This is a genomic window from Psychrobacter sp. NZS113 (assembly GCF_015864825.1).
Classification (GTDB): Bacteria; Pseudomonadota; Gammaproteobacteria; order Pseudomonadales; family Moraxellaceae; genus Psychrobacter.
In genome coordinates, this window is the sequence record NZ_JADYWL010000001.1 from 466,200 (window position 1) to 489,991 (window position 23,792).

A 23,792-nucleotide genomic window follows, 5' to 3' on the forward strand; every position below is an offset into this window, starting at 1 on the left:
TTAGTAGTGTATTAGTAGAATGATAATCATTATCTGACAAAAAGTGTCATGCTCATTTACCTGATACACTTAAATGTCACTTAAACTGACAATTTTCAGCAAGTTAATAGCAACATTAGTCAATAGACAAAAATTGTCATTGGCCGATATATGCAGATCTAACGAAAGCATGAGCGGTTTCTAATATCTCTACAAACCAGAGAAATCTTATCCAATGCCTTTACTACCAATGATTAATATATTGTTAACCATTACTTCATAAGACAGATTTAGGTAGGTAAGCTTGAGTAGCGACTGTATTATTAGTATAAGTCATAAGATTGGTATAGAGAATATTAGTATTAATCAAAAAGTTGGCACGCTACCTGCAACATTATTAATAAGACAGTTAGGCGAGTGAGTCACTCATACTAACAAACCATTATTTATAATAGATGGCAGATAGTGATACGGAATAGCGTATCAATACGATTTGTTATCACCTTACTCTAAAGGACATACTATGAACGCTAATATCCAGAAAGGTTTTACCCTAATCGAATTAATGATCGTTGTTGCGATCATCGGTATCCTAGCTGCTATCGCTATTCCTCAGTACCAGAACTATATCGCTAAGTCACAAGTTAGCCGTGTTGTCGCTGAGACAGGTTCACTGAAAACTGCTTACGAGACTTGCCTAAACGATGGTCAAACTGATGTTGATGCATGTGACCTTGGTTTCACTGGCTCGAACCTATTTGATCTAGATGCTCCAGCAGATATTAATGCTGATACTCCACCAACAGCTGCCGTAACGAACGAAGTAGCGCTTAGCTCTACAGGTACAATTGTAGGTACTTTCGCAGGAGCAGCATCAGCAGCGCTAACCGATACAGCTACTACTATTACTTGGTCACGTTCTGATCTAGGTACTTGGACTTGTGAATCATCAGCAGATCCTAAATACAATGCTACTGCCTGCCCAGCACCTTAGTAATAGACTATTTATCTAAAGCATATACTGTTTAGATAATTATAAAAAAAGCCAAGCATATTGCTTGGCTTTTTTGTTTCTGATTTTCATAATTGATGTATATTTGTTTTAAGGATCACCGTAGTAAAAGTAGTGACTCGAGTTTATTCTATCCAATAATATACTTAGATAATGTTATGTCATGTTGAGTGATTCAAGGCAGGTGGCATAAAGCGTGCACCTATAAAGGTACTATTATAAATCTGGCTACTGCTATGTTATTTACCAAAAATCGTCACATGACTGTTCAACTTGGGTTTACGCTAATTGAGCTAATGATAGTTGTGGCCATCGTTGGCGTATTAGCAGCCATTGCCATTCCTCAATATCAAATATATATAGGTAAAACCCAAGCCACACGAGTGATTAATGAGTTGGGTCAATTACGCTTAACCGTAGAAGAATGCTTGCAGACAGGGAGGACGGTGATTGGAGTCGGCACTACCGAGTGTGACCCACGTGCATCCGGTTCTAATCTGATAGTAGGCAGCTCACAGGTGGGCGTTACTCTGTCTAATGGTATGGGAGTGGCACAGATGACCAGTCCACTGACAGTAACAACTAGCATTACTGCTGTTGTATCCGACCAAGTCAACCCAAGGTTAGCAGGTAAAGATATTGAGTGGATACGTACCAGTAATGGCTCATGGAGTTGTAGCAGTAACATTGAAGCGTTGTACCTGCCAAACTCTTGCAGCTATAATGCTAACTTATAGTTTTGTGCGACAATAGAGTCGTTATTCTTTATACAACGAAAAACCACCTAACAGCCCTTCTTGTCTGATGGCCATTAGGTGGTTTTTTATTAGCTCAAGACAGATTAGACTGTCTTAAAGAGTTATTCTATTTCTCTAAATACTGAATTTTACCTTCTACGCCATCCCACTTTGCAGCTTCTGGCAACTGATCTTTCATCTCAGTGATATTCGGCCACTTTTGCGCCAACTCTTCATTAAGCTGGGTAAACATCTCTTGGCTTTTTGGTACTTCATCTTCTGAAAATATGGCGTTGGCAGGACATTCAGGCTCGCATAGCGCGCAGTCGATGCACTCATCAGGATCGATGACGAGGAAGTTTGGACCTTCATAAAAGCAGTCCACAGGACAGACTTCTACACAGTCGGTGTATTTGCAAAGGATGCAGTTATCTGTAACGACAAAGGTCATAGTAATGTCTACCTGTTATTGGCTTAGGGCTAAATAGAATAGATTAAAATAAAGCGTATTTTAACGCCTTTACGCCTAATTGACAATTCCCTTTAATGACTAATGATTTTCTTTAGATGATACAGTAAATCATGAGCTTGCTTGGGTGTCAGACTGTCAGGATCAATGGCATGCAGTTCATCTTGCAAGCTAAATAACTGATTTTGTTGTGGAATAATTTCTATGCTTTTAGTTTGTATGTCTAGCTTGTCGACTTCGGCACTATCAATACTATTGTAATGCTGTTCACGTTTATCCTTTACTGACTTAGCTAATTCATTTTTATCATCAATAGGTTGCTCGTTTTCCACTTTTAGATTATCTAACTTTACATTATCTGCCGTTAAGTTATCTAATAAGTAGCGTTTAGCGTCATTCAGTACTTGAGTGGGGATGCCAGCCATCTTTGCCACATGCAGTCCAAAGCTAGAGCTTGCTGCGCCCTCCTTGATTTGATGCAGTAGTAGCAACTGACCATCGATCTCACTGGCCGCGACGTGGACGTTACGAATGCTAGCTTGAAGGTTTTCATTATTTTGCGCCAATTGCGTTAGCTCAAAGTAATGAGTGGCAAATAATGTCAGGCAACCAATCTCTATCAATCGATTGACACAAGCATGGGCGATGGCAAGTCCATCAGTGGTAGCAGTACCGCGTCCCACTTCATCCATTAATACCAACGACTTATCCGTTGCTTGATTGAGGATGTTAGCCGTCTCAATCATCTCTACCATAAAGGTTGACTTACCGCCCGCCAAATCATCCGCCGAGCCAATACGCGTAAAGATACGATCGATATCACCGATATGAGCACTCGCTGCTGGGACGAAGCTACCGCAATGAGCGAGTAGGACTATCAGTGCGGTTTGGCGCATGTAAGTAGATTTTCCGCCCATATTAGGGCCAGTAATCATTAATAGCCGCTCAGCGCTTTCATTGCTGCCTACTGTTTGACCAAGAATACAATCATTGGCAACGAACTGGGTAGTGTGTTTTGCCTTACTTTGAGTAACGCTATTCATTGGCTGTAAGGCTGCTTCAACGACGACATGGCGACCTTGTTTGATATTGATACTGGTCTGATTGCTAGTATTTATAGTGTGTTCTGAGTCGTTACTCATCACTGGACGCTGCCAGTTATAATCCAAAGCGAGCTGTGCCCAATTACATAGCACATCTATCTGCGCGATGGCGGCGCTAAGCTGTTGCAGTTCGGCTAAATGACTGCTCAAGACGGTTAATAGCTCTTGATACAACTGCTTTTCCTGAGTTAATGCTAACGTCTGTGCGCTTAGATATTCGGTTTCGACTTCTTTTAGTTCATCTGTGATAAAGCGTTCGCTACTCTTGAGCGTTTGCCGACGGATAAAATGTGCTGGTGCATTTTTCGCCTGCATTTTGGGCAATTCAAAATAAAATCCGCTAACTTTATTAAAGCCAACTTTTAGACTCGGTAGTTGGCTATCTTGACGGGCGCGCTCGACCATGTCATCCAAAGTCACTTGGATGTTGTCATGTAAATGAGTCAGGCGATCAAACTCTTCGTCATAGCCAGCAGCAAGCATACCACCATCACGAATATGGGCAGGTGGTTCTATGACAATGGCTCGCTCAATCAGCTCGGCTACGGATTGTATAGCAGGTAACTGAGCTGGCAGTTGCTGCATAAGCATAGGTAATAGTCCAGCATGCTCATGGCTAATGCCTGATTCGTTGAGTAAGGTAATCAGTTGGTTGCTACTGGCAATGCCATCGGCAAGTTTACGTAAATCGCGAGGTTTGGCACTCATCAGACCGATGCGACTACTGATTCGCTCAACATCACCAATGGCATGTAGCGTTTCGCGTATGCTCGTGACTAGTGTGCTCTTTGTTTCGCTATTTACTAATGTTTGCTCAGAGCGATTTGGCGAATGTTCTGTATTTAAGAGACTTGTGATTGCATCTAGGCGTAAGTTGATACGTGAATGTTGACGAAGTGGGCGTTTCATTTGTTGTACCAGCAATCGTCTTCCCATTGGAGTCTGGCAGTGATTTAATACGGATATCAATGAAGTACCGTTACTGCTAACAGGCGCAAACAGCTCAAGATTCTGTTGGCTATTGGCATCAATAATCAGATAGTCGTCGTTGTACTCTACGATTAGCTGATTGACTTGTGGCACGTGGCGTTGCTGCGTTTGCCGTGCATAGTGAATCAGCGCTGCACAGCTAGATTGAGCCAGTGGTGCATCACTAATACCCAATCCATCGAGACGTTGTACCTCAAATTGCTGGCATAAGGTCGAGCTGGCATGCTCAGGATGAAAGTCATTGGCAGCGACTTCTATAATGGGGCAATCAAGATTTTGACGTAACCACAATATCCACGCTGTATCAGTATCGCCAATACTATCGCTGAGCGCTTCACTAATGATGCATTCACTAGGAGCGAAGCGTGCGAGTACCGTCAGCATTTGAGTTTGCAAACCTTCGATATCATCGTGATCCGCACTGAGGGTTTGCGTGGTCAACGTTCCAGCAGCCAAGTCCATTTGGCTAATGGCAGCTTGCAGAGGCTGTTTGCTATTCGCTCTAGGTGTGGCAATATCAATGGCGACGACCGTAGGCGTATGATTTGGCGCAATTAATGCATCATCTGTAATCGTCCCTGCTGTCAAAGTCTTAACCACTTCACGGCGCATGATACCGCCAGCAGCAGATTTACTTTTGTCTTTCTTTTGCTTATCGCCTATCGTAGGGGCATTGGATTTGCTACTCGTACTGTCAGTGGTTGATTCGTCAATTTGCTCACAGACAACGACTGTCTGCCCAGCAGCGATTAATCGTGCCATATAGCTATCGGCAGCATGGAACGGCACACCTGCCATGGCAATCGTGTTGCCCGCTTTATCCGTACCACGGCGAGTGAGCGTGATATCTAATATGTGTGCTGCGCGCTTGGCATCATCAAAGAACAGCTCATAAAAATCACCCATGCGGTATAGCAGCAGCGCTTGTGGATAGTTGGCTTTCATGGTTAGATATTGCACCATCATCGGCGTATGATCGGCCAAGTTATAAACGCTATCGCCTATCATTAAATGGTCAGCAGTTAATGGCTCAGAGCTATGTTGAGCGCTAACTCTTTTTGACGTGGCATCTATTGATGGATTAGATTTTGAGGTATTAGAGTTTTGAGCGGATGGTTTAACGGTCATGCAGAGTCTCTTATAGTTTTAAATACAAATGGTGCTTAAACATTAAATGAATTTTTATTGATGATTTTCAGTAAATGGGCATTAGATAAGCAGGGTTAAATATTAAATCTAGGTATTGAATCAAAGAATAAATGAGAAAAGTATTAGATAATGAGTTCTTATGATTTTGGTTGAATCGTACTAAAAATCTTCGTTTATAATAGGTCATAACAGGTGAATTACACCCTAATAAATTCGATAGATTTGAGTATGCAAGCATCATTTTAACACGTCCTACTGAGCTTTTATGTTGGCAAATATCTACTCGTTGCCCTTGTATCCATCAGCAGCATAACCATATATAATGGCGTCACACTTAATTGGGCAATACTTCATTAGGCGATACTTCATTGAGTGGTATAGTCAGAGAACTACTAATCAGAGAACTACTAAATAGCTACGGCGTTACCCTACTTAGATGTACGACTTGTACTATCTGCAGTAGGCTGCCTTGTAGCTGTTTTAGACTTCTTTGACTATAGTTAGCCGGATAATGACAAGGCAGCGAGCTAATCGTTGGCTAATGCGCACTAATTATCGAATATTTCCATAGGTCAAAAAATTATGTTATCAAAGATTATAGGCAGTGTCGTTGGCACTAAAAACGAGCGTGAATTAAAACGCATGCGTAAAGTGGTCAGCAAAATCAACGCACGAGAGGCCGAAATACAAGCCCTGTCTGATGAGCAATTACAGCAAAAAACCGCAGAGTTTAAAGCACGTCATCAAAATGGTGAAAGCTTAGATGCATTATTGCCAGAAGCTTTTGCCGTCTGCCGCGAAGCATCATTACGTGTCAATGGTATGCGTCACTACGATGTGCAGCTGATCGGTGGTATAACCTTGCACGAAGGCAAAATCGCTGAGATGAAGACCGGCGAGGGTAAAACCTTGATGGGTACCTTGGCTATGTACCTAAATGCGATCAGTGGTAAAGGTGTACATCTGGTCACGGTCAATGATTACTTGGCCGCGCGTGATGCTGAATTAAACCGTCCGTTGTTCGGATTTTTGGGCATGACGGTTGGCGTTATTTATTCGCAGCAGCCGCCACAAGAAAAAATCGCTGCTTACCAAGCCGATATTACTTATGGTACCAATAACGAATATGGTTTTGATTACCTACGCGATAACATGGTCTTTAAGTTAGAAGAGAAAAAACAGCGCGCCTTAAACTTCTGTATTATTGATGAAATTGATTCTATCTTAATTGATGAAGCACGTACGCCGTTGATTATCTCAGGCCAAGCCGAAGATTCGTCACGTATGTATGCGCTGATTAATACAATTATTCCTGTGCTAATCCGTTCAAAAGATGAAGAAGCCAATAAGAATAACGAAGAAGAAGATTTCTGGATTGATGAAAAGAATCGTCAGATTGAAATTAGCGAAAAAGGCTATGAAAAAATTGAGCGTTTCTTAATCGAAGTCGGTGAGCTGGGCGAAAATGAAAGCTTATATAGCCCAAGTCGTTTGCCACTATTGGCTCACGTACAGGCAGCTATTCGTGCGCATCATGTGTTTGTCAAAAACGTTCATTACATCGTTGATGAAGGCGAAGTGGTCATCGTTGATGAAAATACCGGTCGTACGATGCCTGGTCGTCGCTGGTCAGAAGGTCTGCATCAAGCGGTAGAAGCCAAAGAAAACACCGAGATTCAAGCAGAAAATCAAACGCTTGCGACCACTACATTCCAGAACTATTTCCGTCTGTATGAAAAGCTATCAGGTATGACTGGTACGGCTGATACCGAAGCGGCAGAATTTAAATCTACGTATGACTTAGATGTCATCGTCATTCCAACGCATGAGCCGATTGCTCGTATTGATATGGATGACCAAATTTTCTTAACCAAGTTAGGAAAATACAAAGGCATCATCCGCGAAATTAAAGAGATTCAAGCCAAAGGTGCGCCAGTATTGGTTGGTACGGCGACGATTGAAGCCAGTGAAGAATTGTCTTATTTATTGGATCAAGAAAACGTCAAGCATAACGTCTTGAATGCCAAGCAGCATGAGCGTGAAGCTGAGATTATCGCACAGGCAGGTAGCCCAAAATCTGTCACCATCGCGACCAATATGGCAGGTCGTGGTACCGATATTATCCTTGGTGGTAACTGGCAGTCGTTTATTGAAGATATTGATTCTGTCAGTCCTGAAGAAATGCAGCGTCTAAAAGCCCAGTGGCAAATCAAGCATGACCAAGTGGTAGCAGCGGGTGGCTTGCATATTATTGGTTCTGAGCGTCATGAGTCACGCCGTATTGACAATCAGCTACGTGGCCGTGCTGGTCGTCAGGGTGACCCTGGTATGTCGCGCTTCTTCTTATCGTTAGAAGATGATCTCATGCGTATCTTCGCAGGCGATCGCGTGGTCAATATGATGCGTGCGATGGGTCTCAAAGAAGATGAAGCCATCGAACATAAAATGGTTTCTAAATCGATTGAGAACGCGCAAGGCAAAGTAGAGAGTCGCGATTTCGATGCCCGTAAAAACTTGCTGAAATATGATGATGTTGCCAATGAGCAGCGTAAAGTTATCTATGGTCAGCGTGATGATTTACTGGCAGAAATGGATTTGCTTGATGCTCTCGAAGTGATGCATCGCGAAGTCTACAACGCGATGATAAACCAATTTATTCCGCCGGGTTCTATCGATGACCAATGGAATGTCGATGGGTTAGAGGATGAGCTAGAAGACGAGTTCAAAATCTCGATGCCGATTAATGATTGGCTTGATGAAGATCGCCGCTTAGATGAAGAAGGGCTGCGTGAAAAAATCGTCCAAACGGCACTAGAGCGTTATCATGGTCGCCGTGATCAGATGGGTGAGCAAGACGCAGCTCAGCTTGAGCGCCACTTTATGCTCCAGAGCTTAGATAAGCATTGGAAAGAGCATTTGACACAGATGGATCAGCTCCGTAAAGGTATTCATCTACGTGGTTATGCACAGAAAAACCCTGAGCAAGAATATAAGCGTGAGTCGTTTGAGTTATTCCAAATGATGCTTGGTGCTATTAAGTCTGAGACCGTACAAGATTTATCACGTGTCCATATTCCAACCAAAGAAGAGTTAGAAGCGTTAGAGATTCAGCAACGTGAAAATGCTGCTCATATGCAAATGCAGTTCGAGCATGATGGTGTTGATAACTTAGATAGTAATGGAAATAGTAACGAAAATAGAGCTGCTGGTCAGGCGCAAGCACAAAGCAGTGCTCTAGGTGGCGGCGTTGCAGCGGCTGGTGTAAGTGGCGCTATAGCGGGCAATGTTGATGGTGAACCAAATCCATATGCTGGCTCAAACATCAGTCGTAACGCACTTTGTCCTTGTGGTTCAGGCCTCAAGTACAAACAATGTCATGGTAAAATATAGTCTTCAATTATCCATAAATATATATTGAAACTGGATATTTGAGCATTAGTAGTGATGTATTAGTCGCGTATTATGAAAGGCCCTTATCTAAAGTGGATAGGGGTTTTTTCGTAGTGGCTAGTGTCATTCTATAATTTTTCGATAGTAAGGCTGACTCGGTTAAAATTCTCAGTTATGCTGTATTGATTGCTTACAAATTCGGCATAGGCGTGAATTTACCGAAAGGCTATAGTGTTTAACATGTTTATTTGGGAGTGTGTTATGAGTGTAGAGTTATTAAAACGGTTACGTGGCTCAGTAGTGTTGACCGCGCTGTTCGCAGGTGTTCTATCTATCAGTGCCTGTCAGCAAAAGTCAGAGACAGACGTCGACATGGAGCATGGTACTGATACTGAAGAAACAGTACCGATGTCTGCCGAACCTGCTGAACCTAATAATATAATTATCGATACATCAGATACGTCCGTTGATGAAGTCGAAGAGGGCACCGTTATTTCGGTAGATGAAGATAGCGATAGCGCCGTTAACTAGACATCATCATTGCAAAATAAGATAGTAATGACTGTAACGATGAGCTGTTACTATAAGTTTTTCCCAATTGCCATGCGCAAAGTCCGCTAAAGGTTTTAAAAAATTTATCCAAGAAATGCATCATGCTGTATCAAGAGCATCGACGATAGCAGTCAAAAAAAGCAACGTTATCGTTGCTTTTTTTATCTCTAATTTTTGGGAAGTTGGTTAGACATTATTTATTTTAGTACCAGATCTAGACTCATGCTCTAAAAACCCTTCTTCTGTCACATCTAATTCTTCATGCTTAAGTGCTACTTGAATAGTGTCGGTATGCTTATGCATGGTCTTGCTAATATCAACTTCTTGGATAACATAAGTATCTTTGGTAATAGTGGCTACTTGGCGAGATAAGACTATTTCGATAGGTTCATCACCAATTTCAATTTGCTTACCGTTGACAGTGACGACGGCTTTACTATCAAGTGATGGCTCAACATGACGCAGTATGTCCTGCTTATCGTAATCACCAGATAACAGATCCTGACTGGCCGCGTCATGGTATTCAGTGCGAATAGTAATATACTCTTCTACGAGCTCAATAGGTACATCAATGGTTTTGGTGCGTGCATGCTTGGTGACGGTTACTTTACCAACATCTAGGCGTTCTTTATTGATGACAGGGCGTTCTTCTAACAGCTCTAAGTAGCCATTTTTTTCTCCATTGATGAGATCTTTTTGGTTGCGGTCTTCATTAGATAATGTGGCTTGTTCTGGATAATCACTATTTTTTTGAAATCCATCATTATTATTGGTAGTCATCATAATTTCCTTATAGTTGGGCAGTATTTATAGTTATACAGTTAATGAAGAGTCAATATTAAGACATTTGGTTGATTTAACGTTATCATTAATTTTGTGAGACTCATTAGCAAAAAAAGACCAGAGACATGCTCTGATCTTGATTTATTAAGTAAATATCTTTAGTTGCTTATTACTATCGTATTTTGCTTTGGAGACACTTTTGGTAAGAGCCGAGCAAAGATACGATGGCTTTGTATATTACATACCGCGAGCACGGCGTACATCTTCTGCAGTGATACCATCACGGTCTATAATGTTACCTTCGCGGTCGACTACGTTACCGTCGCGGTCAACATCTAACTCTTCACGCTGAATGGTTTCAACGATGGTTTCAGTATGACGTTCAGTCGTTTTACCAACATTTACTTCTTCAGTGATATAAGTTTCTTTACCGACACGAGCACGTTCAGCCTGTAGCTCAACTTCTACGGTCTCATTGCCATTTACTTCACCGATACGGCGGTCTGTTGGACGATCCACATTAGTACGTTGGATGTTGGCATGCTCTTCTTCTAGCTCAACATCGACATTTCGCTCTTCAGTCACGACATGCTTACCAACTTTGACTAAGCCTGCAACGATGCGGTCTTTATTGACAGTTAAACGTTCTTCTAATAGCTCTAGTGTATTTGGTGCGTCATAAGCATGGTCTTCGATTTCCATACGTTCAGCAACAGGAACGGTATCAGCGACAAATGCCTGACGGTCTTTTTGATACTGGTCTTTGTAGCTGTATTGATAGTCATGGTCGTATACTTCCATCGCTTCAACTTGTGCTTGCGTTAAGCTATCAAAAAATACATCATCTCCAACGATACGTGCTAAACCTGCTGGTACTAACACTTCTTTTGAGCTGAACCAACCGCCTGCATCGACGATTAAATAACGAATACGGCCTGTCGTATCTTCTACTAGTGCGCCTTCGATTTTACCGATCTTTTCTTCATTGACACCGTAAGCAGTTTTACCTGTTGGGTCATAATAGTCATCACCAATAAGGTCATGGTGAGTTGCTTGAATATCTTTTAAACGAATTAGTTGGCTCATTGGTGTATTCCTTTTTTATGAGTTAATTATTAATAGTTATTGTAGAAATATCTTGTTTTCGAAAAGCTTTTTTTATAATAAAACGTGTACCAAGTCATTATGAGATGCTTCTACGTTGACTTGAAACAATCCTAACATCATGATTTTTGATGAGATATATGAGCAAGGTAGCAAAGTGTGCACTTGAAGTAATTGCGTGTAATAGGCTGTAAACGGCATAACATAGCTAGGGGTATAAATTAACGTGACTTTACAGAAAGCAATATTTCCTGCGTATTGAGAATTGATAGACACAAAAAAACCGCAGAGCAATAAGCGCTGCGGTTTTTGAATACTAATAAAATTAATAAAATTCGAAACTATCAACCTAATTTGAAAATGCTAAGTCATTAACATGCTCAAATTTCAGGTAGTTTTAAATACTAGGCAAGTTCTATTGCAACAGCAACGGCTTCACCGCCACCAATACATAGAGTAGCAACGCCTTTTTTGCCGCCTGTACGCTTTAGAGAGTTGATAAGCGTGACTAAGATACGAGCACCAGAACAGCCTACTGGATGACCCAGTGCACAAGCACCACCTTCGACGTTGACCTTAGCGTGCTCAATTTTTAGCTCGTCCATAGCAGCCATCGTTACCATGGCAAACGCTTCGTTGATTTCCCATAGATCGACATCTGCGACTGACCAACCAGCGCTGGCCAATACTTTTTCAATCGCACCAATTGGGGCAATAGTGAATTCGCTTGGATGACGAGAGTTAGAAGCAGTCGCGATGATACGCGCTTGGTAATCTAGACCTTCAGCTTTTGCTTGAGACTCTTTCATGACGACAACAGCGGCAGCACCGTCAGAGATTGAGCTGGCGTTTGCAGCAGTGATAGTACCGTCTTTTGCAAAGGCAGGACGTAAGGTCGGGATACGATCAGCATTGGCAAGTGCTGGCTGCTCATCAGTATCAACGGTTTGCTCACCTTTACGGGTTTTAAAGGTAACGGCTTCGATCTCGTCTGCGAAGTGACCATCTTTGATGGCTGTTAGCGCACGATTCAGCGATTCGATAGCAAACTCATCCATTTGCTCGCGTGTATAGCCTTTTTCAATTGCCATTTCTTGAGCGAACATACCCATGAGCTTACCAGTTTCAGCATCTTCTAGACCATCTAGGAACATATGATCTTTGACTTCTTTATGACCCATACGATAGCCGCCACGCGACCCTGGCATGAGGTAAGGTGCATTGGTCATAGACTCCATGCCACCAGCAACGGCCACATTAAAGCTGCCTGCTTTGATACCGTCATGTGCTTGCATCACTGCTTTTAGACCTGAGCCGCACAGCTTATTAATAGTGACAGCACCAGTAGCATCAGACAGACCAGCTTTACGCATGGCCTGACGTGCAGGACCTTGTCCCAAACCTGCTGTTAAGATACAGCCCATGATAACTTCATCAATATTCTCAACACTCACACCTGAGCGCTCAACTGCAGCTTTGATAGCAGCAGCGCCAAGATCTGTTGCGCTCATATCTTGCAACGCGCCTTGGAAGCCGCCCATTGGTGTACGTGCGCCGTTTAGAATTACAATTGCATCATTTGACATTTTTATTATTCCTTTTTGCGTATTTTAAATGAGAGTATCTTACGTTAAGTAAAATCAAACATTTACTAATGATCAAACGCTGATAATCTAGCAGGTTTCTGACTTGCTTACGCTAGCTCATCTAAGCGAATGCGTACTACTTTATCGGTAATAGTATCTAGCTTTTCAATTTTTTCAATTGCTAGATTCATCTGACTCTCGACTACAGGCAGTGTCAAAATAATCACCGGTACTTGACCCACTTTATGCGCAGGCTTTTGTAAAATTGCATCAATATTGATGCCAGCATCACTTAAAATGCGCGTGATATCCGCGAGTACACCTGGATTGTCATTAGCATGCACACGCAAGTAATAACCAGTGGTCATCTGCTCGGCACGTAATATCGGTGTATCTGATAGCTGCTCAGGTATAAAGGCCAAATGCGGGACATGATGACCATGGTTGTTTTCATTATTACTACTTTGGTCGTCGTTATCTGTACTACCCAATACGCGAACCAAATCCATGACATCAGCCATGACTGCAGAAGCCGTCGCGCCAGCACCAGCACCATCACCACAATAGAGCGTCTGCCCAAGTGGGTGAGAGTTTACCAATACGGCATTTTTTACACCGTTGACGTTGGCCAGTAGCGCATCTTGTGGAATAAGTGTTGGGTGTACACGTAGCTCAATACCAGCGGCATTATTGTCACCTTGGCCATCACGGCGTACGGCAAATCCTAGATGCTTGATACGGTAGCCCAGCTCTTCCGCATAGTTCACATCTTGTAAGGTAATACCAGTGATGCCTTCACAGTAGACTTTATCAAACTGTAATGGGATACCAAAGGCGATAGAGGCGAGTAGGGCTAACTTGTGTGCCGCATCAATCCCTTCCACATCAAAAGTTGGATCTGCTTCAGCATAACCCAGCTCTTGCGCTTCGTTCAGTACGTCTGCAAACGGGCGACCTTTGTCACGCATTTCGGTCATGATAAAGTTGCCAGTACCGTTGATGATACCTGCAAGCCAGTCGATTTTATTGGCAGCGAGTGCTTCACGCATCACTTTGATGATGGGAATACCACCTGCCACGGCTGCTTCATAGGCAACGTGCACATTATTTGCTTCAGCAAAAGCAAAAATTTCATTGCCATACTCAGCCAACAGCGCTTTGTTTGCAGTGACCACATGCTTGCCGTTTTTAATAGCGTGCATGATGACGTCTTTGGCTAAGGTCGTACCACCGATCACTTCGATCACGATATCGACATTTTCGCTCGCAGCAATTGCCATCAAGTCACTGTTTTGAATAATATCGGGATCAATATCATCACGCTGACGGCGCGTACCGACTTCGGTAATAATAATATTGCGTCCGCTACGGCGTTTTAGCTCATCTAAGTTGTCATTAATTAGATTGATCACGCCCGTTCCGACGGTGCCCAGACCAAGTATCGCTAGTTTGATGGAATTGCTCACAGTATCCTCAAGAGGTTAAATATAATGAACCGAGTATAAAGCCATTACGAGTCAAATTCGCGAATAGTATTCAGCGCATTTTGACAGTAGTCGTATTATCGCGGCGCCATTATAGTTGAATAAAAAATGCTCAAATAAAAGTATGCTGCAGATTTTTCATAGCGCTTTATCGTATCATACCGACAAGCAGTTGTGACGTCTACACAATGTCGCCATCGTCATAGTGTCTATTCAAAATAAGTCAGACAAGTGGTTAGGTTTGTTCCGTCTACTATGTGTCGTACTTTCACTCGCCTTGCGTGTATCCGACTTATCTTGCAGCAACTATAGATATCAAAAATGCTGAAATCATCTTATAAATTTTAGTTAGCGCCTGCAGCTTCTGCCAATTGTGCTGCAGGTAGATAGCCACCAATTTGCTGTCCTGCTTCAGTAAAGATAGCGGGAGTACCACGCACACCAAGTTTTGTACCCAATATCATATGCTCTTGCACAGGATTGACACAGCTAGGTGCTTGAATGTTCGCACCTGCTTTTGCTTGATTCATGGCGGCTTTACGATCTTCACTACACCAAATCGCTTCCATCTTTGGTATGGACTCTTGGCTGCGTGGCCATGCTAAATAACGTACTTCGACACCGAGCGCATTGATGTCGTCTATCTCTGAATGCAATTTACGACAATAACCACAGTCTGCATCGGTAAAGGCATAGATAATAGCCTTCGTTTCGCCTTTCGCTGGATAGATAACCATGTCTTTTTTATCAACTGCTTTTAGGGCTTCTTGCGCTGTGTTAGCAACCAAGGCAGCACTAATATCTACAGGAGCTTCTTGACCCACTGCGATGATTTGCCCTTGGATGATGTGCTTGCCAACCTTGTCAGTGAAAAAAGGAGGTAGCCCTTCTGCTGTTACCCAATAAATCCCGTCCATATCGGTTGGTACTGCTGAAACAATTTTCTCTTCGATACCAGACGCTTTCAAATTCGCTTGCAACGCATCTACCACGGTAGCGTCGTTACCTGCTGACGTTTCAGTAGCGCTGACGTTGGTCTTTGTATTATTGACAACACTGGTATTGCTGGTTGCATCCGCTGCATTGTTTGAACAACCTGCCGCCACAACAACAAGCAATGCGCTCATCATAAAACGAGACAAGTTACTTTGAGGAAAGCGCTTACGGGCCAAGGTGTTTTTTACAAAGGGAAGTGGCATATGGGTGTCCTGTCGGCATCGAGCCTAATCGTAAATTTTTTAAGAAAGAAGGTGATAAATTATATATATGATAGTGCATGGAAAACCCCTTAAGATTTTGAATATTAAGGAGATTCAAGAAAATATTGATCATGTAGGGTAAGCGGTAATGTCGTCTATATTAACATATTTATGGTAAATAACAGCCACAGGCTATCGGTCTATAGTTGGTTCAATATAATTTCGATACAAGGAAACCGAGTGCAAGTTATACATTAGTATGCTTAGCGAGGATGACGATGTAGCGGATTCATATGAACTTGACTATATATAGATTATGATTACAGTGCTACTGATAAAGGTAAGCTCAAAAACTAAGATACATTTGTACTATTTAATATCTATGCTTGTATCGCTAGGCTATTAATATGAGTGTTTTAAGAGCGTTCAAATACAAGGAAGGCTAGTAAAAGCATCATAAATAGCAGGTTGAGCGACCCTAAAACCATATCTGTCCTATATAAGATTAACCATAGTAGTATTTAACATTGTTTTTATCAGACTCTATATAATACGCTTATCACTATTTATTTCAAAAAATTCATAATAAGGAACACACATGGCAGGCGCCAGTTTATTACTCTTACTTGATGACATAAGCCTATTGATGGATGACGTCTCCGTCATGACCAAGGTAGCTGCTAAAAAAACAGCCGGTTTGGTTGGGGATGATTTAGCACTCAACGCTGAGCAAGTAACTGGCGTTAGACCAAGTCGTGAATTGCCTGTCATCTGGGCAGTGGCCAAAGGCTCGTTCGTCAACAAGCTTATCTTAGTACCAGCAGCACTACTCATCAGTTATTTTATACCGTGGTTAATCACGCCTTTACTCATGATAGGCGGTCTATACCTGAGTTTTGAAGGGGCTGAAAAGGTTATTCATAAATTTTGGCCAAAGCTATTACCACATGATGAAGTACATGAAGCACGACGTGCGGCAAATGCGGATGATAATGTGGATATGGTCGCGTTTGAAAAAGATAAAATTAAAGGGGCTATTCGTACCGACTTTATTTTGTCAGCTGAAATCTTAGTCATCTCTTTAGGCGCAATAACTGCAGCAGGAGCAGGTATCTTAGAGAAAGGAATCGTGCTTTCTATCGTTGCTATTGTTGTGACCATTGGTATTTATGGTCTGGTTGCTGGTATTGTAAAAATTGATGATGCAGGCCTACATCTGATTGAGAAGCCAGATGCTAGCGATGGGACTCGCAAGCTTGGTCAGTTTATGCTATCTGCTGCACCAAAGCTGATGAAGTTTCTATCGATTGCTGGCACGATAGCTATGTTTTTAGTGGGTGGTGGTATTATCGCCCATGGTATTGCACCTTTAGAGCACTTTTTAGAAGGTATTGTGCATCAGATAGGGGTACTAGAAGGTTTGGTCACTATGTTGTTGCATGGCATTCTTGGATTCGTGGTTGGCGCCATTGTTTTATTTATCATCACTGTCATCAATAACGTCCGCGGTGGTAAAGAGTCTACTGCCCATTAAAATTTATAGATGCTAGGGCGTGTCCTCATTTTGAAAATGGTGCTAAAAATGAGATAAATGGCAGCTAAACAAGGAAGGTAGTACAGATAATATCGAGATATCAGCAAGCTACTTGACACAGTTTGGCAAAGATTTAGCCATTTTTAACCCATTTCACGTTTACTGTTCAGATTGGGGACACGTCCTAATTAGCAGGCAATAAAAAGCCCCGCATATAATATGTGGGGCTTTTTACGTTTAGAGTAGCTAATGACTATTAACTGTCTGAGTTATCACTATCCAACTGTTCTGCTTGCGTTGGCTTCTTATGATCTGTCTTAGGCTTACGAGTGCGAGCCTTTGGGACTTTGGGTGTGGTTAAGTTGAACATACCTGTTTGAGGTAATAGTTGCTCAGCCACATTTTCGATCATGTTTTTATAACTGGCTATCGTGGTTTTTGACTTTGCCGCCTGAATTTCTTCTTTAGTAGGTTCCTCTTTATTAGGCTCTTCTACTTTAGATTCAGGTGCTGGTTCGATAGCAGTATCAGCCGTCGCTTCATCACTTGTGCCACTAGTCTCTTCGGAATCTACGTTTTCAGTAGCCGTGTTTTCTTCAGCTGGCTGGTTGGTAGATTCTGATAAGGCTTGATCTGCCTCTAGCAGCTGTTCGCTATCAGCACTGACGTCGTCCGTCTGAGCCTGACTGGCTAGCGCATTGGCCTCTACATTATGAGCATCTACTTCGTTCTCCGCTTTTTCAGAGGCCACTTGCTCGGTACTAGTATCAGCCGCTTGTTCAGTCGGTAAACTTAACACTGCTGGCTCCTGATAATCAGGGTGCTGACCACGTGGATCATTGCTAGCACGTTTGCCGATAGCACGAGGTTCAACGTCGGTTTTACCTTGCGTGGCTGCAAACTGACTGACCGCTTGGGTCATCGTTTCGAAGCGTGCTAGATAGTCCGCTGCTAATGGCTGATAGCCGTAGTTGCTAAAGTTAAAGCTTTGAGTTGCAAGCTCGTTACTATCGATAGCGCTTACGGTTGCACCATTATCAGAGCTCTGAGCTTGCGCCATGTGCAACGCAACTGTCTCGATAAAGCAGTTGATCACGCCATCTGCTGTTAAGCGAGTCTGCGCTTCTGGCAACGTCGCACGAATGAACTCACCAACTGTACCGCGAATCGCTGGCACGCTTATAGCTGCTTGCTCGTTGACTTGAGGCTTTGGCGTCACTTGTGCCTGCTGACTAAGCACAACACGTGGATCGTTACTGGCCTGACCAAACTTCTCAGCAGTCACGTAGCGTGTCGCAAACAATGCTTCATGTGTCAGCTCAAGTGCAGAGTTACTCTTGGCGCTGTCACTATCATTGCTACCACTATTACTAGCCTCTACGCTAGGGCTAGTAGTCTGAGCGCTCGCAGCTTTCTCAGCATTGTCACTCTCATTACTGCTCTTAGTAGTTTCATCAATAGTAACTTCATCAGTAGCAGTTTCATCAGGCGTATTCGCCTCCTGAGGTTTCTCTGTTACTGGCGTGCTATCTGCTTCAGCAACTACTGGCTTCACAGTGTTAGATGCGCTGTCTTTATCACTTTTGGATACTGACTGCTCATCTACGACAGGTTTTTTGATATCAGTGTTAGCATCAGCTTTCACGACGTTGTTTTGGCCATCATGACTATCGTCTTTAGCAGTGCTATCAACCTTAGCTTCGCTGACTTCTACAGCATTATCGTCAGTTGTTTTTTCAGCCGTGACCTTAACTTCAGCATCTTTTTTATCAGCGCTTCTGCTATTAGTCTGCGGTTGAGCATTAGGCGCTTTGGCTACTTCATCTTTCGCAACGTCATTTGCTGAGCTTTGCTTTTCAGTAGGTTGAGGTTTTGCCTGTGTTGACTTGCTGTCATCTAACGACAGATGCACAACTTCTGATGGCTTAAGCGCAGCAGGTGCTTCGTTGACCTGTAGCACGACTTCGTTAGGGTTCTGATTGCGACGCGTATTGGCTTGGTTTCTATTGCCGTTATTGCTTGCCGCTGCTTGCTGATTATGTTGTTTGACATTGTCTGCCGTTAGCGTTTCACCGCGCTCTAGCTTGCCACGTGAGCCGCGTTGAGTGTGCGATTTACGTTTAGTGCGAACTTGCTCCTCTGATGCTTCGCTTTCTTTGTCATCAGTAGCGTTGCGCGCGTTTGCATTGCGGTTACTATTTTGATTATTACTGTCTTGACGATTGTTGCGATTACGATCATTCGTACGTCTATTGTCATGCTGACGTTTGTCCTGATTGCTCGACTGTTTGTCGTCAGTATTATTTGCGACATTATTTGTAGCACTATCTGACGTGTTGCTATCAGCATCGCTACTTACATTATTGCTAGTCTCATCCGTTTGATCTTTTCTTTGACGCGGCTTAGAAGATCTAGATTTACGCGGTTTACGTCTTCTTCTGTCTTCATTATTACTATCATCGGTATCGCTGTCAGAGGTATGACGATCCTGCTGACGATTAGTGTCGTTGTTTGACTGCTGCGCATCATTCTTCTGATTGCTGTTCTGCTGAGTTGCTTGCGCAGTGTTAGTTGCAGTAGTCAAAGCACTGTTATCAGTTTGTCCAAATGAGCCTAAGCTTTGTGCGCCAGTGTTTACTAGTGCTTCAATGGCTTCTGCTGCATCACTACTGCTCACGCTAGGAGTTGTTGATGCTTGGGGCGCTTGAGCAAATAGATTTGACAACCATGCTACGGCTTGTGGCTGTGCAGCTGTTTCAACATGCGCAGGAGCTGGTGCTTGAGTCGCTACTGGAGCGACAGGTGCTGCAACACTTTGGCTTTTGCTAGCTTGCGGTGCACGTGCAGATGAAACGTTCGTGGCATTTTTATTGTCGCGATGATCGTTGCTATGCTCAACGGTATTGCTTGGCTTATTATTAGGAGCCTTATTGTCTACTGCTTGACGTGGCTGGCGAGTAGGCTGTTGTTCTGGACGTTCTTTTTCAGCTGTTTGCCAGTCAACTTCATAGCCCAAATCGCTATGTTCTTGGGCGGTATCCGTAATACGCTCATAGCTCGAAGGTGCAAAACCATCACGGTTGAAGTGCAGTTTGAAGTTTGGTGATTCCAAATGCGCATGCGGCAAAATGGTAATACGCGTACCACTATCTTGCTCAAGATAGACTAGGCTGTCACGTTTTTCATTTAACAAGAATGCTGCGATGTCAGTCGGGACTTCTGCTTGTACTTCACCTTGACGCTCTTTAAGAGCAATTTGCTCAATTTGACGCATGATAGATAGTGACAATGAGCGCAAATCACGAATCATACCGTTACCATGGCAGCGTGGGCAGATGTAGCCAGTTGATTCTTCTAGTGAAGGACGTAGACGCTGACGGCTCATTTCCATGAGACCAAATTTAGAAATATCACCGAATTGAACGCGTGCACGGTCATATTTAGTGGCATCAATCAGACGTTTTTCTACTTCTTTTTGATGCTTATTATCATTCATGTCAATGAAATCAATGACAATCAAACCACCCATATCACGCAAACGTAGCTGACGAGCAATCTCATCGGCTGCTTCTAGGTTAGTGTGGTAAGCGGTCTCAGCGACATCTGAACCTTTGGTAGATTTTGCTGAGTTGATATCGATAGAGACCAATGCTTCCGTTTGGTCAATAACGATTGAGCCACCTGAAGGCAAACGAACTTCACGTTGATAGGCGGTTTCGATTTGTTTTTCGATATTAAAGCGCGAAAACATCGGCTCATAATCGGTATATTTACGTAGCTTTTCAGCTTGTTTTGGCATCACTGCATCGATAAATCCTGCCGCTTCAATGTAAGCGTTTTCGTTATCGATCCAAATTTCAGCGATGTCATCACGTAGATAATCGCGAACGGCACGTGTGACAACGCCCGCTTCTTGGTGAACCAAGCGCGGCGAAGGATATTTTTGGTTTTGTTCTTGGATAGCCTGCCAGATATTGAGAAGGTGGTTCAAATCGTGTTGCAAGTCTTCTTGAGTTTTACCAATACCAGCAGTACGAATGATGACACTCATACCTTTTGGCAAATCAAGATTACTCAGCATACGCTTCATGTCTTCACGAAGTTTGCCTGAGATTTGACGTGAGATACCACCGCCACGAGGGTTGTTTGGCATCAATACCAGATAGCGACCTGCTAATGAGACATAAGTCGATAGGGCAGCGCCTTTGTTGCCACGCTCTTCTTTTTCAACTTGGACGATTAATTCATCGCCTTCTTTGATCAGTTTTTTGATATTTTCGTCACGTGGGTTACCGCTTAGATATTCAGCAGAGATTTCACGAATCGGTAAAAAACCTTGACGCTGTGAGCCATATTCGACAAACACCGCTTCTAGCGACGGCTCGACACGGGTCACATGACCTTTATAGATGTTAGATTTTTTTTGTTCACGGGTACGGTTTTCTAAGTCGAAATCGTACAGATGATTGCCTTTACATAAGGCGACACGAATTTCTTCGTTTTGAGTGGCGTTGATCAAAATGCGTTTCATATTTGTATCCTATGAGTACGCATAACAACGACGAGACGGGCTTTAGGGCGTGATAGCAAGTATGGCTAATGTGTTATTAGCATTGGTAGACGTTAGTCAACGGTAGAACGTAAATGATGTATTTAATAAAGCGCTTGGGCTTTTTTAATGGCTTATTTTTACCTAAAGCATATTAGCAGTGCTAACGTAAATATAAATCGTATAGGGTGTAAGGCTATCTATTCATATCTTATTATTGATCGGCTTGGTTTAAATGTTCATGCGTTAGCATACTATTAAATTTTCATTATCAGTAAGTTCTGTTGGTAGCGATGTCAGCACGCTTTGTAAGAGCAATCGACGGTCAGTTACTGGCTTAAAAATATTGAAAAGATATATCGCTGTTGCAGTCAATCCATCAAAGTCTAGCAATAATATCGCTGTTATGAGTCCTATTATATAAAATAGTTATTCAGCAATTATCTCTCTAGGTAAAGCAATTGGTCATTCTTTATTTATCGTTCTTTCTGGTATAACGTCAATAATATCTTGGGTGTTTTAAGGTTAGGCATCGCGGCTTTGGATATTAGCGGGGCGTACTTGGCAAACAGAAGAAATGACCAGGCTATCGGCGTGGTGCTGTATTTACATTGTTATCGTCATCTGTTTGACCACCAATACTTAGGCAGCTATCGATATACTTTTCGATCCTAATGCTAAATCACCCATACTTGCTCAGCTACGCTCGCATAAAGGACTATCAAAAAATGTCATTGTTATGCAGGTTGTGAGTCAATGTAGTGTTATTAGCGATTGATAAATAGGCATTTTGCCAAATTTATTAATGCTGAATTTATTAACACAAAGGTATTTAGTGTCACTATTTAATGTTATGGCACTGCATAAAAGTCAGTGCTGTTCTTTCAATTTATGGGCTAATATCTATAAATATCGGTAATGGATATTTTTAGACAGATAGTACACCTTAAAATTAGATGAAACGTACAATCTTGACAGGGTATACAGCTTCTACCTTGTTGCTAGCAAGTAGCAAAAATGGTGGCCAGCTATCTGAAACAACAATGATTATTGCCGCAGCCTCTGCTTAATTGTCGCTCAACATGCTAAACTATAGCAAATCTTTGTGTAAATACCTAACTAAAAATGACGAACTCAAAAATGACTGAAGACGCACCTACCCCCGAAGCTCCTGCTATCTTTAATAGCAAAACACGCCCGCAAAGCGCTGACGATGAAATCAGCAACTTTGGTAAGGTTAATTATCTTGAAGTAACACGCCATCAGCATGACCAACGCTTGGATAATTTTTTGTTGAACCGTTTAAAAGGTTTGCCAAAACCGCATATCTATAAAATGATTCGCTCTGATGAAATACGTGTCAATAACAAACGCTGCAAAGCGCACGATAGAGTACAGCGTGAAGACGTGGTGCGTATCGCGCCAGTGGTACTCGCTACTCGGGAAAAACCAATCATTAGCACCGAGTTTGCTAAAAGTTTATTAGCACGCGTGGTTTATGAAGATGAAGGGATGCTAGTGCTGAATAAGCCTTCAGGCATCGCCGTTCATGGTGGCAGTGGTTTGGATTTTGGCGTTATCGAAGCCATGCGTGAAGTTACGGGTAAAAAATACCTAGAGCTGATACATCGTATTGATAAAGATACGTCAGGTCTGTTGATGATTTCTAAAAAACGCTCAGCACTAAAAGCATTGCAACAGCATCTAGTAGACAAAACTATCCAGAAGCATTACTTGTGTATCGCAAAAGGCCAACCAGCGCTAAATGAGCAACGTATCGATGCGTCATTACTACGCTATACAGTTGCTAGTGGTGAACGCCGCGTCAAAGTAGATAAGCAAGACCCACAATCTAAAGAAAGCCAGACGGATATTGTCGTTCATGGTCGTTTTATGATTGCCGATCAGCCAGTTAGCTTGATCGAAGCCAAGCCTCTGACTGGGCGTACTCATCAAATTCGTGTGCATTTGGCTCATATTGGCCATGCTATCTTGGGTGATGATAAGTATAACGTACATGACAAATCAGGTGTTCACCGCCTGTGCTTACATGCGTGGCGCTTAGATATCCCAGGTTATGAAACTATTACCGCACCGCTACCAGATGATATGGCAGACTGGTTACCAGAGCAGATTACATTGCCTGAGTAAGTAGCACAGCTCAATAAATGC

Annotated in this window: 14 protein-coding genes; 6 read left to right on the forward strand and 8 right to left on the reverse strand. The window is 42.7% G+C overall.

Annotated elements, in window-relative coordinates; all coding sequences use genetic code 11:
* Positions 1-502 precede the first annotated feature (502 nt).
* Together I6E61_RS02015 and I6E61_RS02020 are read left to right on the forward strand one after the other, a co-directional pair.
* A complete protein-coding gene (locus tag I6E61_RS02015; RefSeq protein ID WP_197128973.1) occupies positions 503-973 on the forward strand; it encodes a pilin in 471 nt (156 codons plus the stop codon).
* A gap of 278 nt (positions 974-1,251) precedes the next feature.
* Complete coding sequence (locus I6E61_RS02020) at positions 1,252-1,728, forward strand: pilin (RefSeq protein ID WP_197128975.1); 477 nt, start codon at positions 1,252-1,254, stop codon at positions 1,726-1,728.
* A 127-nt stretch (positions 1,729-1,855) separates the two neighbouring features.
* On the opposite strand, the gene fdxA is transcribed toward I6E61_RS02020, so the two are convergent.
* Both fdxA and mutS read right to left on the reverse strand, forming a co-directional pair.
* Positions 1,856-2,179, reverse strand: a complete 324-nt coding sequence (gene fdxA, locus I6E61_RS02025; RefSeq protein ID WP_110921842.1) for a ferredoxin FdxA — start codon at positions 2,177-2,179, stop codon at positions 1,856-1,858.
* Positions 2,180-2,271: 92 nt separating this feature from the next.
* Positions 2,272-5,418: a DNA mismatch repair protein MutS gene (gene mutS, locus I6E61_RS02030; protein ID WP_197128977.1), complete on the reverse strand. Its 3,147-nt coding sequence runs from the start codon at positions 5,416-5,418 to the stop codon at positions 2,272-2,274.
* A 603-nt stretch (positions 5,419-6,021) separates the two neighbouring features.
* Here mutS and secA point away from each other — a divergent pair.
* Complete coding sequence (secA, locus tag I6E61_RS02035) at positions 6,022-8,829, forward strand: preprotein translocase subunit SecA (RefSeq protein ID WP_197128985.1); 2,808 nt, start codon at positions 6,022-6,024, stop codon at positions 8,827-8,829.
* Positions 8,830-9,090: 261 nt separating this feature from the next.
* Positions 9,091-9,360, forward strand: coding sequence for a hypothetical protein (locus I6E61_RS02040; protein WP_197128987.1), 270 nt, complete (start codon positions 9,091-9,093; stop codon positions 9,358-9,360).
* A 207-nt stretch (positions 9,361-9,567) separates the two neighbouring features.
* On the opposite strand, the gene I6E61_RS02045 is transcribed toward I6E61_RS02040, so the two are convergent.
* From I6E61_RS02045 to I6E61_RS02065, 5 genes are all read right to left on the reverse strand, one after another.
* On the reverse strand, positions 9,568-10,161 hold the full coding sequence (locus tag I6E61_RS02045; RefSeq protein ID WP_197128989.1) for a YsnF/AvaK domain-containing protein: 594 nt from the start codon (positions 10,159-10,161) through the stop codon (positions 9,568-9,570).
* 240 nt (positions 10,162-10,401) lie between these two features.
* Positions 10,402-11,250, reverse strand: coding sequence for a DUF2382 domain-containing protein (locus tag I6E61_RS02050; RefSeq protein ID WP_197128991.1), 849 nt, complete (start codon positions 11,248-11,250; stop codon positions 10,402-10,404).
* A 422-nt stretch (positions 11,251-11,672) separates the two neighbouring features.
* The gene (locus I6E61_RS02055; RefSeq protein WP_197128993.1) at positions 11,673-12,854 is read right to left on the reverse strand and encodes an acetyl-CoA C-acyltransferase; all 1,182 of its coding nucleotides are present in this window, start codon (positions 12,852-12,854) and stop codon (positions 11,673-11,675) included.
* Between the two features lie 107 nt (positions 12,855-12,961).
* Positions 12,962-14,320 carry a homoserine dehydrogenase gene (locus I6E61_RS02060; RefSeq protein WP_197128995.1) on the reverse strand — a complete coding sequence of 453 codons (1,359 nt, stop codon included), beginning with the start codon at positions 14,318-14,320 and terminating at the stop codon, positions 12,962-12,964.
* A 362-nt stretch (positions 14,321-14,682) separates the two neighbouring features.
* Entirely contained in the window at positions 14,683-15,537 is an 855-nt protein-coding gene (locus I6E61_RS02065; protein WP_197128996.1) for a DsbC family protein, read from the reverse strand.
* Positions 15,538-16,135: 598 nt separating this feature from the next.
* Between I6E61_RS02065 and I6E61_RS02070 the strand changes: the two genes are divergently transcribed.
* A complete protein-coding gene (locus I6E61_RS02070) occupies positions 16,136-17,071 on the forward strand; it encodes a DUF808 domain-containing protein (RefSeq protein ID WP_197128997.1) in 936 nt (311 codons plus the stop codon).
* Between the two features lie 256 nt (positions 17,072-17,327).
* Here I6E61_RS02070 and I6E61_RS02075 read toward each other — a convergent pair whose 3' ends face one another.
* Entirely contained in the window at positions 17,328-21,602 is a 4,275-nt protein-coding gene (locus I6E61_RS02075) for an Rne/Rng family ribonuclease (protein ID WP_197128998.1), read from the reverse strand.
* Positions 21,603-22,760: 1,158 nt separating this feature from the next.
* Between I6E61_RS02075 and I6E61_RS02080 the strand changes: the two genes are divergently transcribed.
* The gene (locus I6E61_RS02080) at positions 22,761-23,771 is read left to right on the forward strand and encodes an RluA family pseudouridine synthase (protein ID WP_194196000.1); all 1,011 of its coding nucleotides are present in this window, start codon (positions 22,761-22,763) and stop codon (positions 23,769-23,771) included.
* The last annotated feature ends 21 nt before the right edge of the window (positions 23,772-23,792 follow it).